Below are 15,918 nucleotides of genomic sequence, written 5' to 3'. Positions count from 1 at the left end.
TTTTAATATTCAGATAACATAGTAGAAAAAGTTTCTTCCTGATCCAAAGCTTTACCTGTTCCAACTGCAACACAAGATAATGGATCATCAGCAACATGTACTGGTAAACCTGTTTCCTTTGAAAATCTTTTATCAATATTTTTTAATAAAGCTCCACCACCTGTTAAAGTAAGACCCATATCTACTAGGTCGGCGGATAATTCAGGAGGAGTGTTTTCTAAAGCATCTTTGATTGCACTAACCATTTCTTTCAATATATCATTTAATGCTTCAGCAGTATCTTCCTCGGTAATATTTACTTCTTTAGGAGTGCCTGATCTTAAATCTCTACCTTTTACTGGATAAGTGTTAGTTCCTGTTGGAACAGCTGTACCCATTTCCTTTTTAATTTTTTCAGCAGTAGTATCTCCGATAAGCAAATTGTATTCTTTTCTCATATAATTAACTATTGCTGTATCCATCGCATCACCTGCAACCCTCAAAGATTTAGAATAAACCAATCCACCTAGTGACATAACTGCTATCTCACTAGTACCACCACCTATGTCAACAATCATTGACCCAGTGGCTTCTGAAATTGGAAGACCAGCTCCAATAGCTGCAGCAATTGGTTCTTCAATTAATTGAACTCTTCTTGCTCCCGCAGCTAATGCGCTGTCTTGAATTGCTTTTCTTTCAACTGGTGTTGAACCAGTTGGTACACAAATTAAAATTCTAGGATTGGCAAAAGTACTTCCTTTATGAACTTTTTTTATAAAGTGTTTGATCATCTCTTCTGTAACTATAAAGTCTGCTATAACACCATCTCTTAAAGGTCTGATAGCACTAATATTCCCAGGTGTTCTTCCAAGCATTGTTTTGGCTTCATCACCAACAGCTAAAACATTTTTCTTTCCGCCTTGATCAACAATTGCAACAACAGATGGCTCATTAAGAACAACACCTTTTCCTTTTAATACTACTAGTGTATTTGCTGTTCCAAGATCAATCGCCATATCTTGGCTCCATACCTTTTTAACGCTATCGAATAATCCCATTATATTCCCCTTACCTTTTGACTTTCTTGCTCCATTGGAGCTGTTTTATCTCGTTTAATTATCATTTTATTTAAAGCATTTATGTAAGCATTTGCAGAAGCAACTAAAGTATCAGTATCTGCTGCTTGACCTACAGTAGTTTTTCCATTTTCCTCAATTTTTACACTTACGGTTGCTTGAGCATCAGTACCTTCGGTTACAGCATGCACTTGATAAAGCTGTAAATTTACATCATGAGGATAAAGAGTTTTTATACATTTAAATATTGCATCAACTGGTCCATCTCCAGTTTCTGAAGCTTGTTTTACATCTCCGTATACATCTAAAGTCATCTCTGCTTTTTGAGGTTCTCCTGTACCAGCAAACACTTTTAATGATTTTAAATTAATTGCACTAACTTTATTATCAACAATTAAACTATCATCGACTAATGCAATAATATCTTCATCATAAACATGTTTTTTCTTGTCTGCTAAAACCTTAAACTTTGCAAATGCATTTCCTACTACATCGTCTGTTAAATCTGGATAACCCAAACTGTTTAATTTATCTTTAAAAGCATGACGTCCAGAATGTTTGCCCATTACTAATGAGGTTTGTTTTACTCCAACACTCTCTGGGGTCATAATTTCATAAGTCTGTCTATTTTTTAACATTCCATCTTGATGAATGCCTGCCTCATGTGCGAATGCATTTTTTCCAACAATTGCTTTATTATATTGGACTGGAAATCCAGTAGCATTTGAAACTATCTTTGACGCCTTGCTTAACAAAGTTGTGTTAATTCCAGTTTCATAAGGCATCAAGTCCGGTCTTGTCTTAATTGCCATTACAACTTCTTCTAATGCAGCATTACCTGCTCTCTCACCTAAACCATTTATAGTACATTCAATTTGTCTTGCTCCTGCTTGAACACCTGCTAAAGAATTAGCTACTGCTAAACCTAAATCATTGTGGCAATGAGTAGATAAAATTGCTTTATCAATATTAGGAACTTTATTTAAAAGTGTTTCAATGATCGTTGTAAACTCAGATGGTATCGTATAGCCGACAGTATCAGGGATATTAATTGTTGTTGCTCCATTTTTAATTGCAAGCTCAACTGTTTTACACATATAATCCATATCTGTTCTTGTCCCATCTTCACATGACCACTCAACATCATCAGTAAATTTTCTTGCATAAGAAACATGTTTACCAATTGACTCATAAACATCTTCAGGTGACATATTTAATTTATGCTTCATATGTAAAGGACTTGTAGAAATAAAAGTATGTATTCTAAATCTAGGAGCATGTTTTAGTGCTTCGTAAGCTCTATCAATATCTTTTACTGAATGTCTAGATAATCCTGCTGGAATAGAATTTTTTAAAATCTTACTAACTTCAGAAACAGCCTCAAAATCTCCTGGTGATGCTATAGGAAAACCCGCTTCGATAATATCAATTCCCAGTTCATCAAATACTCGAGCAATCTGAATTTTTTCTTCCAAACTCATTGATGCGCCAGGTGATTGCTCCCCATCACGCATAGTTGTATCAAATATAAATACTTTATCCTTATCGCTCATAATAAAAATTTTTGGAAAATCTATAATACAATCTATAAGAGAGATTGCAAAATAATTAGTATAAATAGCTAAATTTTTTAGTCCATTTTAGGTGATACAAATATTAATTATAAATAGACTCAATTTTAGGCATCAAGTGCAAAAGTTCCTTTGTGTATTCATGGCTAGGGTTCAAAAATAAATCCTCAGTATTTGAAACTTCACATAACTTGCCATCTTTTAGAACTCCAATTCTATCACACATTTGTCTTACAACCGGTAAGTCATGGCTAATAAATAAAATAGTTAAATTTAATTGCTCTTGAAGATCTTTTAACAAATTTAATATTTGTGCTTGAATACTAACGTCTAGTGCAGATGTGGGTTCATCACAAACTAAGAGCCTTGGCTGAGTTGCTAAAGCTCTTGCAATCGAAATTCTTTGTCTTTGACCACCAGAAAATTCATGTGGATATCTATCTGCTGATTTTTGAGACATTTCAACAGAGTCTAATAAATCATAGACATAATTATTTAGATCAGAATTAGATATCGAAGGATTGTGAAGTGTAATAGGCTCAGCAACAATATCTTTTACTTTCAATCTACCATTTAGTGATGAATAAGGATCTTGAAAAATCATTTGTATTTGTTTTCTAAATTTCATTAGTTCTGACCTGTTTTTTATCTTTGTGATACAGGTGTTATCAAAAAATATATCACCTGATGAAGGTTTAAACAAATTTACAATCATTTTTGCAATAGTTGATTTTCCACTACCACTTTCACCTACCAATCCAAATGACTCACCTTCTTTTATTTCAAACGAAACATTATTTACAGCCAAAACAGAATTTTTAGAATTTTCTGTAAAAAAATTGTCATCAAAACTTTTATTAAGATTTTTAATTTGAACTAAATCTTGGTTGGTAATTTCTTTTCTAGTCCATCTATTCAAAATTTTGATATTATTTTCTTTATTTTTTTTGTTTTTTTCTACTATTACAAATCTTGAAATTTTCTTGTTAGTAGGTGGAACCGAGCTTACAAGACTTTTGGTATAACTTTGTTTAGGAGTTGTTAATATTTTTTTTGTTTCACCAATTTCAACTAAATTTCCACTTTTCATCACAGCTACACGATTGGCAGTTTCAGCAATAACACCCATATCATGAGTGATTAAAATCACAGCCAAGTTTCTTTCTTTTGTGAGTTTTTTAATTAAATCTAAAATCTGTGATTGAATAGAAACGTCTAAAGCAGTAGTGGGCTCATCAGCTATTAATAATTCTGGTTCACAGCATAAGGCTAAAGAAATAACCACTCTTTGTCTCATTCCTCCCGAAAACTGATGAGGATAGTTATTAAATCTTTTTTCAGCATCCTTAATTCCAACTTCTTTTAATAAATTAATGGATTTATTTTTTGCTTCCCCTTTGCTTAAATTTAGATGAGTTTGTATAGTTTCAATTAATTGTTCACCAACTGTTAATATTGGATTTAAAGATGTTTGTGGGTCTTGAAATATTAATCCAATTTTATTACCTCGATATTTAATTATACTCTCTGAGTTTTCATGAATATTTAAGTCTCCCAAAATTACTGAGCCACTTGAAACCTTTCCTGGCTCATCAATTAAATTAATTATAGCATTTCCAACAGTGCTTTTTCCAGAGCCAGACTCTCCAACCAATCCTAAAATTTCGCCCTTATTTACCTCAATATTAACGTTTTTGGCTGCGTAAACAGTCTCTTTACGCATTTTATAATCAACACTTAAATTATTTATTTTTAAAAAACTCATTTTTTTAATTTTGGATTTAAAGTGTCTCTCATCCAATCTCCTAATAAATTAATGGAAAAAGCTAAAATCACCAAAAAAATTGCTGGAAAAAATGTAATCCACCATTCTCCTGAAAATAAAAAATCATTTCCTAATCTTATTAATGTACCTAAAGAAGGAGTTGTTGGTGGAACCCCAACACCCAAAAAACTTAAAGTCGATTCTGCCAAGATAGCAAGAGCTAGACCAATTGTACCGATGACCAAAACTGGTCTCATAATATTTGGTAAAATATGTTTAAACATAATTACTATATTTGAAACACCAATTATCGTTGAGGCAGAAACATAGTCTTTATTTTTTTCTACCAAAGTTGCTGCTCTAGATACTCTTGCAAACTGTGGCCATTCGGAAATTCCAATAGCAAAAATTAAAACATAGATCGCCATTTCATCATGCATTTCTCTTGAAATTAATCCTCTTGCTATTCCATCAACCAATAGTGCCATCAATATACTTGGTACAGTCAACTGAACATCTGTAAGTCTCATTACTACCATTTCATATTTTCCACCAAAATATCCAGCTGTTAATCCTAAACCAACACCAAGAATTAGACTAAATATAATTGCAGCAAAACCTACAATAAGAGATATTCTACATCCATATAAAATGGTTGATAACATATCTCTTCCTTGACCATCTGTTCCTAGAATAAATTGTGCTAAACCATCTTCTGTCCAAGATGGTGGTGTAAATGCATCCATCAAAGATAAAGATGATGGATCAAAAGGAGTGTAAGGTGTTAAAAATTCAATAAAAAAAGAACAGAAAAAAATAATAAATAAAATTGCTGAAGATATAATTGCTGTCGGAGATTTTATGAAGCTATGATAGATGTCACTATCCTTGATTCTTTCCCATCTTGTTAAATTTAAATTATCATCCACTTGCGGTATCTCCTTTAACTCTAATTCTTGGATCAATAAAATAATATAGGATATCAACTATAAAATTTATCATCACAAAAACAAATGCGATGAAAACTAAATAAGCTGACATAATTGGTATATCTACAAACTGAACAGCTTGAATAAACAAGAAACCCATTCCAGGCCATTGAAAAACAGTTTCAGTAATAATTGAAAAAGCAATTAAAGTTCCAATATTAATTCCAGCAATTGTTATTACAGGTATCAAACCATTTTTTAACGCATGTTTATATTTAATACTATCTTCACTAATTCCACGTGCTCGAGCAAATTTTATATAATCAGTTTGTAAGATTTCCATCATTTCAGCTCTTACTAGCCTGATGATATATGTCATTTGAAAAAGACTTAATGTAACTGATGGAAGAATTATCGCTTTAAGACCTGAAACTGTTAAAAAACCAGTTGTCCAAAATCCTATATCAATAACTTCTCCCCTACCAAACGAGGGGAGCACTCCTAGAATTACTGCAAATAAGTAAATAAATAGTATCCCAATTACAAATGTGGGCAGTGACACTCCAAGCAATGAAATTGCTAAAACAAAGTCGCTTAAAAAACCCTTTCTATTTATTCCCGTATAAACTCCTAAAAAAGTTCCTGTCACTAATGCTATCAAAGCAGAAATTACAACAAGCTCAATAGTAGCTGGCAATCTCTCAACAATCAGTTCAGACACAGGTCTTCTTAATTGATATGAGATACCAAACTCTCCTTTAGACGCATTAATTACAAATCTTGAAAATTGAACATGAATTGGATCCATTAAACCCAATGTTTCTCTTAATTCAGCTCTTTCTTCATCTGAAGTTTCTTCTCCTACCATGTTGTTTATTGGGTCTCCAACAAAATTAAATAAAGAGAAAGAAACAAAGGCAACAACTAGCATTACCAAAGCTGATTGAAATAATCTTTTAAAAAAATACTTTATCAATTTTTGAGGAGTTTAAATTTATAAGCCCCTTATAAATTTAAGGGGCTTATAATAGTTTTAATTTAATTTACGCTAGCAGCTCTAAATAACGGTTCGTTATTAGGTCTGATAGGAACGTTAACGTTACTTTTAGATGCCCAAGAAATTACTTGGTGGTGTAAAGGTAGATATGCGATATCATCTTTTACAATTCTCCAAGCTTTTGCAATTGCAGCATTTCTTTTATCTAAATCAACTTCACCTTCCATAACTCTAATTGCAGCATCTACATCAGGGTTACTGAAATTAACTTTATTCCAACTAGCACCTGTTTCATATAAATAATGAAATACATAATGACTATCTAAAGTTGGCACACCCCATCCAAGCATATAAAAATCACCTTGGTCATCTTTTAGCTCTTTGAAGTGTTTACTTTTTGTTTGAGCAAACAAGTTAACGTTAACTCCAATTTTACCCAACATACCAACAACAGCTGTACAAATTGCTTCATCATTTACATATCTATCGTTAGGACATCTTAGTTCAACATCAAACCCATTAGGATAACCTGCGCTAGCTAAAAGTTTTTTTGCTGCATCAACATCATAAGGTAATCTTTTATCAAGTTCTGTTGTATAACCATTTACACCTGGGAATGTAATTATTCCAGCTGGCTCACTTAGACCTCTCATTACTTTTTTCTTGATAGCCTCAATGTCAATTGCTTGATAAAGTGCTTGTCTGACTTCTTTTTTCTTGAAAGGATTATCACCAGTATTTCCAGTTCTTAATTTATCTGCTGCTTGATCCATTCCTAAAAAGATCGTTCTCATCTGCGGTGTACTTACAACTTGATGTCCTGAAGAAGAACCAATTCTTTTTAAATCTTGAACAGGCGCATCAGTCACTAAATCAATCTCGCCAGACAATAAGGCAGCTACTCTTGTTGCAGCATTTTTAATTGGAAGTAACTCAATTTGCTTTATGCCATCATCTTCCATATCACCCCACCAATGCTTATTTCTTTTAAACACTGTTTTTGTGTTCGGTTCTCTCAAAGTAATTTTAAATGGACCCGTTCCTAAGGCGTTAGTTGCTGAAAAAGTTTCTTGTCCTGCATCCCAATTTTGTGGAGACATTGCAAAATTTTTCTCAGACCAAGCTCTAGACATTATAAATATGTTTGATAATTGATTTAAAAGTATAGGGTTTGGTTTACTTGTTGTGATTTTAACAGCATATTCACCAACTGCTGTCACATCAGATATAGTACTAATATATTCTTTGAAATCAGATGTTCTTTGTTTAGCTCTTAATATACTAAATACAACATCAGCTGATGTCATTTTAGAACCATCAGAAAATTTTACATCCTCTCTTAAATTAAATATCCAAGTATTAGGATCTGTAGCTGTCCATTTTCTTGCTAACGCTGGTTCAATTTTCATATCTACTGCTCTTTGAACAAGAGCTTCATAAACTTGTCTAGATACTTGAGTAGTTGGACCTTCGTTTTGTGCGTGTGGATCTAGTGTAAGACTGTCTCCTTGCATTGACCATTTGATGGTTTTTGCCCATGCTGAAGAAAATCCAAATACTATAAGTAATGATAGTAATATTCTTACTAAATTTTTAGTCTTCATAATTAACCTCTTTTTTAAATTTATAAAAAAATTATAAGTGAAAAAAAAAGATTATTACAGATATAAAATTCTATTAATAATTAACTTTTATCGCTATCGACTAATTTTTTCTTACTTATCCAAGGCATCATGGCTCTTAGCTCTGCCCCAACTTTTTCTACAGAATGTTCAGCCAATTTCGCTCTAGTTGCTAAAAAGTTTTTTTGACCAGTTTTGCACTCATCCATCCACTCTTTGGTAAATTTACCTGACTGAATATCTGCTAAAACTTCTTTCATTCTTTTCTTTGTTTCTTCCTTATTGATAATTCTTGGACCGGATTGATACTCACCATATTCAGCAGTATTTGAAATTGAATAATTCATATTTGCAATTCCGCCTTCATAAATCAAATCAACAATTAATTTAACTTCATGAACTGTTTCGAAATATGCCATCTCTGGTTCATACCCAGCTTCAACTAAAGTTTCATATCCATTTTTAATTAGTTCAACTAAACCACCACATAAAACAGTTTGTTCACCAAATAAATCTGTTTCAACTTCGTCTTTGAAAGTAGTTTCGATAATACCTGATCTTCCTCCGCCTACTGCCGATGCATAGGAAAGAGCTAAATCTCTTGCTTTACCAGACCCATCCTGATGAACTGCAAACAAACATGGAACTCCACCACCTTTTTCATATTCGCTTCTTACCAAGTGACCAGGTCCTTTTGGAGCAACCATAAATACATCTAAATCTTTTCTTGCTTTAATTAAATCATAGTGAACATTTAAACCATGAGCAAAAGCAATACTTGTTCCTTCTCTTACTCTTTGTTCAATATGGTTTTTATAAATTTCAGCTTGTAATTCATCTGGAGTTAATATCATAACAACATCTGCCCAAGCAGCTGCATCAGATAAGTTCATCACTTTTAAACCTTTTGATTCAGCTTTAGCAACACTTGATGATCCCTCTCTTAACGCAACAACAATCTCTTTAACTCCACTATCCTTTAGGTTAAGTGCGTGAGCGTGGCCTTGGCTTCCATAACCAAAAATAGCAATTTTTTTATTTTTAATTAAATCTACATCTGCATCTTTTTCATAAAACATTTTCATAATTTATCTCCTATTAATTAGTTAAAAATTTTTGCACCTCTTGTCATTGCAACAGCCCCTGTTCTTGAAGTGCTTATAAGTCCCAAGGGTTTTAATTTTTTGTTCATTTTATCAATCTCTCTTCTAAGTGCTGTTATTTGAATAACAGCAGATGATTTTGTTTCATCCAATACTACTGGGTTAAATTTTTTACAAGCATTTAAACATTTTTCAATTTTATTTTTTTTACCTACAATTTTAAATAGAGCCATCTCTTTAAAAATCACGTCTTTATCGTCTCTTTTAAATTCAGCAACTTTGTGGACAGGAACCAATTTGGTTAATTGAAGTCTAATCTGTTCAATTACCTGTGGTGTTCCAGTTGTTACAATTGTTATTCTAGATATGTTTTTGATAGCATCAATTTCTGCTACCGCCAAAGATTCAATATTATAACCTCTTCCAGAAAACAAACCAACCACTCTTGCAAGAACACCCGCCTCGTTATCTACCCAAACAACAAAAATATAAGTATCTGATTTTTGTTTTATAGATGGAGAGCTATAAGCTGACTTTGATTTTGGCATTTTGATTAAACTAAGGCTTTGCCTTTTCCTTTTATTTTATTCTCTTTTTGATCGTTTGGTCCTAAGATCATTTGATTATGAGGTTTACCTGAAGGTATCATTGGGAAACAGTTTTCATTTGGATCCACATGACAATCAAAAATAACAGGACCATTATGGTCAACCATTTCTTGAATTTTTTCATCAAGCTCTGATGGATCATCAGCTTTAATTCCTTTACAACCGTAAGCATCGGCCATTTTCATAAAATCTGGTAGTGCTTCTGAATAACTCTCAGAATAATTTTTTTCATGAAGTAACTCTTGCCATTGTCTTACCATTCCCATGTACTGATTATTTAAAATAAATATCTTTATAGGTAAATTGTATTGAACAGCTGTAGACATTTCTTGCATTGTCATTAAAACTGAGGCTTCTCCAGCAATATCAATAACTAATTTTTCTGGATGAGCTACTTGAACTCCAACAGCTGCTGGTAATCCATAACCCATAGTTCCTAATCCACCTGAAGTCATCCATCTATTGGGTTTGTTAAATTTATAATGTTGAGCAGCCCACATTTGATGCTGACCTACTTCTGTTGTTACATAAGTATCTTTATTTTTTGTTAACTCATAAAGTCTTTGAACAGCATGCTGAGGTTTTATGCTATCTTCACTGTTAATAAAATTTAAAGAGTCTTTACTTCTCCATTTTTGAATTTGTTCCCACCATTTTGCAATATTTGGTTTATTTGATTTACCATTACCATTTTTCTTTTTAACAATTGTTTTGTTTACTTTATCAATTACTTTCGTTACATCACCTACGATTGCAAGATCTACTTTAATAATTTTATTAATTGATGATGGATCAATATCAATATGAACTTTTTTTGAATTAGGAGAGAACTCATCAATTTTTCCAGTAATACGGTCATCAAATCTTGCGCCAATGTTTATTAATAAATCACAGTCATGCATTGCATTGTTTGCTTCATACGTTCCGTGCATTCCTAGCATGCCTAAAAACTGATTATCGTCTCCAGGATAAGCACCTAGACCTTGCAAAGTTGAAGTAATTGGAAATCCTGTTAGCTCAACAAATTTTCTAAGAGCTTCACTTGCTTTTGGTCCTGAATTAATTACGCCTCCGCCACTATAAATTATTGGCTTCTTTGCTTTACTAATTAAATTAATTAATTGGTCAATTTCATCAGTTGAAAACTTATTGTGAGATTTGCCATTTAAACTTTTTTCTTTTTTTGGTTTTTTATATTTTGCTTTTGCAAATTGAATATCTTTTGGAATATCAATTAATACAGGACCTGGTCTTCCAGTTGTTGCAACTTTAAATGCTTCATGCATAACATCTGAAAGATCGTTGATATCTTTTACTAACCAGTTATGCTTTGTGCATGGTCTTGTAATTCCTGTTGTGTCACATTCTTGAAATGCATCCGTACCAATAAGGTGTGTTGGAACTTGACCCGAAATACAAACCATTGGAACTGAGTCCATGTATGCATCAGTTAAAGCTGTAACGACGTTAGTGGCACCAGGGCCTGAAGTAACTAAAACAACACCAGGTTTTCCAGATGATCTTGCATAACCTTCAGCTGCATGACCTGCTCCTTGCTCGTGTCTTACAAGAATATGTTTAATAGATGGATGATTTTTTAACTCATCATATATTGGCAGTACAGCACCACCAGGATAACCAAAGATATGATTTACCTTTTGGTCTTCAAGACACTTAAATACGATTTCAGCTCCGGTTAATAATTTTGGCATTTCGCAATCTAGCTGAAGTTGTGCTGATTGGTCAAGGTTAAGTATGGAAAAATTAAATTTTTTTTAAAAATTTATTAATCTCAGATGGCTTAAGCTTAACCCAATCACTCATGTTTCCTCGAGCCCATGTGCTTTGTCTTTTAGCGTATTGTCTAGTTTTTATTGATATTTTTTCTTTGATTTCATCAATTTTTTTTTCTTTTGCTAAATATTCATGAATTTCATTTATTCCAATTGCTTTACATGAAGTCATTTGTTCATTAATTTTTAGTTTTAAAAATCTTTTAACCTCATTCACGGCACCCATGTTAATCATTTTTCCGGTTCTTTGATGAATTCTTTCAACCAACTCATCACGTGGATAATCAATATAAATTTTTAAAAAATCTTCTTCTAAATAGTTTGATTTAGTATTTTTAAACCATTCATGAAGAGATTTCTTTGTAAACTTTTTAACTTCAAAAGCTCTTATTGATCTTTGGGTATCCTTTAAATTAATTTTATTTTTTGAAAGAGGATCCAGTTTTAATAATTGCTTGTAAAATTTATTTTGGCCAATTTTTTTATTTAGATTTCTAATTTTATTTCTAAACCTTACTGGAATGTTCGGAATTTGAACTAAACCATCAGTTAATGCTTTGAAGTAAAGCCCAGTTCCTCCTACAAGAATTGGAACTTTTTTTCTATTTTTAACTTCAATTATTTTTTTATTTGCAATTTTAAGCCAATCACCGGTTGAAAAACTTTTCTTTGCATCTTGGAAACCATATAAATGATGTTTTATTGACTGATAATTTTTTGGGCTAGGTCTTGCTGACAAAATTTTAAGTTGCTTATAAACTTGCATACTATCTGCATTAATAATTTCTCCATTAATTTTTTTTGCAAGTTTAATTGCAAAACTTGATTTTCCAGATGCTGTAGGTCCTGAAATTAAAATTATCTTGGATTTCAAATCCATTACTAATCTAATTTAACGCCAATATATCTTCGTTGATTTTGATTGTTATAAATTGCAATTAAAATAGTTTTTTGATTTGAGTTTATTGCTTTCTGAGTGATATCTCTTAAATCATCTGCTGATTTAATTTTTTTCTTCTGAGCTTCAATAATAATGCTATTGATCTCGATTGAGTTTACTAAAGGACTGTTATTAGCCATATTGGTAATTACTAATCCTGTAGTTTGGTTTGGTAATTTACGGTTTTTTATATCCTCTTTAGTTAAAGGTCTTACTGATATTCTTAAACTCTCTACAATTTCATCTAAATTATTTTCATCTTGTTTTGGATTTTCACTTACTTTGAAGTCATCAGAGGTTTCTAATCTTCCCAACAAAACTTTTTTAGTTATTTCTTGTTTATTTCTCCAAATTTTTACATCTACATTTTTTCCAACTTCTGTTCTTGCAACAATTGCAGGCAACTCTTTCATTTGTTTAATCTCAACTCCATTAAACTCCAAAATAATATCTCCAGCCTGAATTCCTGCTTTTTCAGAAGGACTATTTTCAGCAACACTTGCAACTAAAGCACCTCTTTGCTTGTCTAATTCTTCAACTTCAGCAATTTCTTTTGTTACATCTTGAATTCTTACACCTAACCAACCTCTTTTTGTTTCACCAAACTCAATTAGTTGTTTAATTACTTGTTGGGCGCTGTTTGATGGAATTGAAAATCCTATACCAATAGAACCATTTCTTCCTAAAATAGCTGTATTGATTCCAATTACATTTCCTTCCATATCAAATAAAGGTCCACCAGAATTTCCTGAATTTATTGATGCATCTGTTTGAATAAAATCTTCATATCTTGATAATCCAATTGATCTATTCCTTGCTGAAATAATTCCAGCAGTTACTGTTCCTCCAAGACCAAATGGATTTCCAATTGCTAAAACCCAATCACCAATTCTAGCTTTATCTGAGTCTCCAAAGCCAACTGGTTTAAATTTATCTTCTGTATCTAGTTGTAATACCGCAATATCCATTAAAGGATCAGCGCCAAGTACTTTTGCTTTATATTCTTGGTCTCCGTTTACTCTAACAATAATATCATCAGCATCTTGAATTACGTGATTATTTGTAACCACTACTCCCTTCTCATCAATAATAAATCCAGAACCCAAAGCTGCTGATTTTCTCTCCTGGGGAGTTCCAAACTCTTTAAACATGTCTTCAAATGGAGAACCTGGAGGGAATTGAAATGGAAAAGAGTTATTATTTGTAACTACAGTAGTTGATGTAGAAATATTTACCACAGAAGGCATCAATTTTTCTGCAAGATCTGCAAATGATGCTGGAACGGGCCTAGAGTTTGATTGTAATGAAAAACTTAAAGAAAATATAATTGTTAAAATAATAAATTTTAATTTTTTCATATTAACTTTTAATAAAATAAATAATCACAAAACCTATAACTGCAAAAATAAGTCCACCTGATCTTAATTGACTATCTTTAACAAGTTCAAGTTTTTTAAGCATACTTTTCATTTTTGCTGGAAATAAGGCATATAAAATTCCCTCTATAAATAAAAAAAGACCAAAAGCTATGACTAGCTCATTCATCTAAAAATTATTGTTTAATATCGGGAGTTGTATTTCCAAAAAATTTAAAAAATTCACTATCTGGAGACAAGATCATTGAGGTTTCACCTGCAGTAAACGCTTTACTATAAGATTGCATTGATCTGTAGAAAGAAAAGAATTCAGGATCTTGTCCGAAAGCATCTGCAAAGATTTTATTTCTTTCACCGTCACCTTCTCCCTTCATGATTTCTGATTGTTTTTGAGCATCAGCTAATATCACAGTTACTTCTTTGTCAGCAGTCGAAGTAATTGTTACTGCCATCTCAGCACCTTTTGCTCTAAATTCCTTCGCTTCTCTTTCCCTCTCAGTCTGCATTCTTCTGTAAATTGCATCACTATTTGCTGTAGGAAGATCAGCTCTTTTTATTCTTACATCTACAATATTTATTCCAAAATTTTGCGCTTCATTATTAACTCCATCTTTAATCAAAGACATTTGTTTTGATCTATCTTGTGATAGCAAAGTTTGTAATTCTTCTTGACCCAAAACATTTCTAATTCTTGAGTTTATAATCGTAGATAATCTTGATCTTGCAACCCTTTCGTCTCCAACAGAAATATAAAATTTCAAAGGATCAACTATTTGAAATCTCGCAAAAGCATCAACAATTAATCTTTTTTGGTCAGATGCAATTACTTCCTCTGGAGGGGTATCTAAATTTAAAATCCTTTTATCTAAATAAACAACGTTTTGAATAAATGGAATCTTAAAGTTTAAGCCTGGTTTCATTATAATTCTTTTTGGATCACCAAATTGAAGAATTATCGCTTGATTAACTTCTTTGACTATAATTACCGATAGGAACGCTACAACACCAATCAAAACCAATATTCCAGCTACTATTTTCCCAGCTTTCATTTAATTTGTCTCTTTCTTTTTAAGCTCTGGTAATGGTAAATATGGTACCACACCTGAACCAGATTCTTTGTCTATGATAATTTTATTTATATCTGCTAAAACAGTCTCCATTGTCTCTAAAAACATTCTTTCTTGAGTCACTTCTTTTGCTTTAGCATACTCATTGTAAATTGCTAAAAATCTACTGGCTTCACCTTCAGCTTTAGCAACAACCTCTTTTTTATAAGCTTCTGCAGCTTGTAAAATTTTCTGCGCTTCCCCTCTTGCTCTTGGGATCACATCGTTTGCATAAGCTTCAGCTTCGTTTTTAGATCTTTCCATATCTGCTCTTGCAGCCTGAACATCTCTAAATGCATCAATTACTTGGTCAGGTGGATCAGCTTTTTGCGTTTGTACTTGTGTAATTTGTACTCCACTTTCATAATCATCTAAAATACTTTGAATAATTTCTTGGGTTTCGATCTCAATACTTGATCTACCTTCTGTTAGAATAGGTTGAATATCACTTTTAGCAATTACTTCTCTCATTGCAGTCTCTGCAGCTGCTTTAACAGTTCCTACAGGATCCTGAATTTTAAATAAAAAATTTCCAGCATCTTTGATAACCCAAAACACCGAAAAATCGATATTTACAATGTTTTCATCACCGGTAAGCATTAAACTTTCTTGAGGAACATCTGCAACTCCTCCACCTGTAGAAAAACCACTATCTCTTTCAGACCTAAATCCGATATCGATTCTATTTACTTTAGTTACTTTTGGAGTTTGAACAGTCTCAACTGGAAAAGGAATATGATAGTTCAATCCAGGTTGAGTAGTTTTAACAAATTTTCCGAATCTAAGAACAACTCCTTGTTCATCAGGTAATACCCTATAAAGCCCACTTGCAAGCCATACAAAGGCTAAGACTAATAAAATTAATCCAATAGACTTTCCACCTGAGGATTTTCCGCCGGGTAAAAACTTTCTTATTTTATCTTGAAACTCTCTTATGATTTCATCTACGTTTGGTGGTGTTGGTCCTCTTCCTGAACCATTGCCTCCACTACCACCTCCTGGAGGTGTTCCCCATGGACTTCCGCCTCTGCCTTTGAAATCATCTGACATATG

Annotated in this window: 14 protein-coding genes; all 14 read right to left on the bottom strand. The window is 32.4% G+C overall.

All coding sequences use genetic code 11. The annotated features are described in order from the left end of the window. Positions 1-2 precede the first annotated feature (2 nt). A complete protein-coding gene (locus tag ACTTBK_RS00365) occupies positions 3-1,037 on the bottom strand; it encodes a rod shape-determining protein (RefSeq protein WP_262590321.1) in 1,035 nt (344 codons plus the stop codon). After that, positions 1,037-2,608 (bottom strand): 2-isopropylmalate synthase, encoded by a 1,572-nt coding sequence (locus tag ACTTBK_RS00360; protein WP_440618096.1) that lies wholly within the window; start codon positions 2,606-2,608, stop codon positions 1,037-1,039. The genes ACTTBK_RS00365 and ACTTBK_RS00360 overlap by 1 nt, the downstream gene beginning before the upstream one ends. A 103-nt stretch (positions 2,609-2,711) precedes the next feature. Continuing rightward, positions 2,712-4,391, bottom strand: a complete 1,680-nt coding sequence (locus ACTTBK_RS00355) for a dipeptide ABC transporter ATP-binding protein (RefSeq protein WP_440618095.1) — start codon at positions 4,389-4,391, stop codon at positions 2,712-2,714. Further along, positions 4,388-5,320 carry an ABC transporter permease gene (locus ACTTBK_RS00350; protein WP_440618094.1) on the bottom strand — a complete coding sequence of 311 codons (933 nt, stop codon included), beginning with the start codon at positions 5,318-5,320 and terminating at the stop codon, positions 4,388-4,390. Before ACTTBK_RS00350 ends, ACTTBK_RS00355 begins: the two co-directional genes overlap by 4 nt. Beyond that, positions 5,313-6,296 carry an ABC transporter permease gene (locus tag ACTTBK_RS00345; RefSeq protein WP_440618093.1) on the bottom strand — a complete coding sequence of 328 codons (984 nt, stop codon included), beginning with the start codon at positions 6,294-6,296 and terminating at the stop codon, positions 5,313-5,315. Before ACTTBK_RS00345 ends, ACTTBK_RS00350 begins: the two co-directional genes overlap by 8 nt. Before the next feature lie 62 nt (positions 6,297-6,358). Further along, on the bottom strand, positions 6,359-7,921 hold the full coding sequence (locus tag ACTTBK_RS00340; protein WP_440618092.1) for an ABC transporter substrate-binding protein: 1,563 nt from the start codon (positions 7,919-7,921) through the stop codon (positions 6,359-6,361). An 80-nt stretch (positions 7,922-8,001) separates the two neighbouring features. Further along, positions 8,002-9,024 (bottom strand): ketol-acid reductoisomerase, encoded by a 1,023-nt coding sequence (gene ilvC / locus ACTTBK_RS00335; protein ID WP_075506263.1) that lies wholly within the window; start codon positions 9,022-9,024, stop codon positions 8,002-8,004. Between the two features lie 17 nt (positions 9,025-9,041). Beyond that, positions 9,042-9,590, bottom strand: coding sequence for an acetolactate synthase small subunit (gene ilvN, locus ACTTBK_RS00330; protein WP_440614023.1), 549 nt, complete (start codon positions 9,588-9,590; stop codon positions 9,042-9,044). A 5-nt stretch (positions 9,591-9,595) separates the two neighbouring features. Then, positions 9,596-11,362 (bottom strand): acetolactate synthase 3 large subunit, encoded by a 1,767-nt coding sequence (locus ACTTBK_RS00325; RefSeq protein WP_440618091.1) that lies wholly within the window; start codon positions 11,360-11,362, stop codon positions 9,596-9,598. 52 nt (positions 11,363-11,414) lie between these two features. After that, positions 11,415-12,323 (bottom strand): tRNA (adenosine(37)-N6)-dimethylallyltransferase MiaA, encoded by a 909-nt coding sequence (gene miaA, locus ACTTBK_RS00320; RefSeq protein ID WP_440618090.1) that lies wholly within the window; start codon positions 12,321-12,323, stop codon positions 11,415-11,417. A gap of 2 nt (positions 12,324-12,325) precedes the next feature. After that, entirely contained in the window at positions 12,326-13,741 is a 1,416-nt protein-coding gene (locus ACTTBK_RS00315) for a Do family serine endopeptidase (RefSeq protein ID WP_440618089.1), read from the bottom strand. 1 nt (position 13,742) lies between these two features. Beyond that, the gene (locus tag ACTTBK_RS00310) at positions 13,743-13,928 is read right to left on the bottom strand and encodes a DUF2065 domain-containing protein (protein ID WP_075506268.1); all 186 of its coding nucleotides are present in this window, start codon (positions 13,926-13,928) and stop codon (positions 13,743-13,745) included. Positions 13,929-13,935: 7 nt separating this feature from the next. After that, complete coding sequence (gene hflC / locus ACTTBK_RS00305; RefSeq protein WP_262590310.1) at positions 13,936-14,808, bottom strand: protease modulator HflC; 873 nt, start codon at positions 14,806-14,808, stop codon at positions 13,936-13,938. Beyond that, complete coding sequence (hflK, locus tag ACTTBK_RS00300; protein WP_440618088.1) at positions 14,809-15,915, bottom strand: FtsH protease activity modulator HflK; 1,107 nt, start codon at positions 15,913-15,915, stop codon at positions 14,809-14,811. It lies immediately after the preceding gene. Between the last annotated feature and the right edge of the window lie 3 nt (positions 15,916-15,918).

This window comes from Candidatus Pelagibacter sp. HIMB1493, assembly GCF_052047995.1.
In the GTDB taxonomy this organism is placed as follows: domain Bacteria; phylum Pseudomonadota; class Alphaproteobacteria; order Pelagibacterales; family Pelagibacteraceae; genus Pelagibacter.
Note: the sequence above shows the minus strand (reverse complement) of the source record. Positions and strands in the feature narration are given on the sequence as shown.

Coding starts and splice junctions, on each gene's coding strand:
- ACTTBK_RS00365 (WP_262590321.1), bottom strand. CDS start 1,037: ATGGGATTATTCGATAGCGTTAAAAAGGTATGGAGCCAAGATATGGCG.
- ACTTBK_RS00360 (WP_440618096.1), bottom strand. CDS start 2,608: ATGAGCGATAAGGATAAAGTATTTATATTTGATACAACTATGCGTGAT.
- ACTTBK_RS00355 (WP_440618095.1), bottom strand. CDS start 4,391: ATGAGTTTTTTAAAAATAAATAATTTAAGTGTTGATTATAAAATGCGT.
- ACTTBK_RS00340 (WP_440618092.1), bottom strand. CDS start 7,921: ATGAAGACTAAAAATTTAGTAAGAATATTACTATCATTACTTATAGTA.
- ilvC (WP_075506263.1), bottom strand. CDS start 9,024: ATGAAAATGTTTTATGAAAAAGATGCAGATGTAGATTTAATTAAAAAT.
- ilvN (WP_440614023.1), bottom strand. CDS start 9,590: ATGCCAAAATCAAAGTCAGCTTATAGCTCTCCATCTATAAAACAAAAA.
- ACTTBK_RS00325 (WP_440618091.1), bottom strand. CDS start 11,362: ATGCCAAAATTATTAACCGGAGCTGAAATCGTATTTAAGTGTCTTGAA.
- miaA (WP_440618090.1), bottom strand. CDS start 12,323: ATGGATTTGAAATCCAAGATAATTTTAATTTCAGGACCTACAGCATCT.
- ACTTBK_RS00315 (WP_440618089.1), bottom strand. CDS start 13,741: ATGAAAAAATTAAAATTTATTATTTTAACAATTATATTTTCTTTAAGT.
- ACTTBK_RS00310 (WP_075506268.1), bottom strand. CDS start 13,928: ATGAATGAGCTAGTCATAGCTTTTGGTCTTTTTTTATTTATAGAGGGA.
- hflC (WP_262590310.1), bottom strand. CDS start 14,808: ATGAAAGCTGGGAAAATAGTAGCTGGAATATTGGTTTTGATTGGTGTT.
- hflK (WP_440618088.1), bottom strand. CDS start 15,915: ATGTCAGATGATTTCAAAGGCAGAGGCGGAAGTCCATGGGGAACACCT.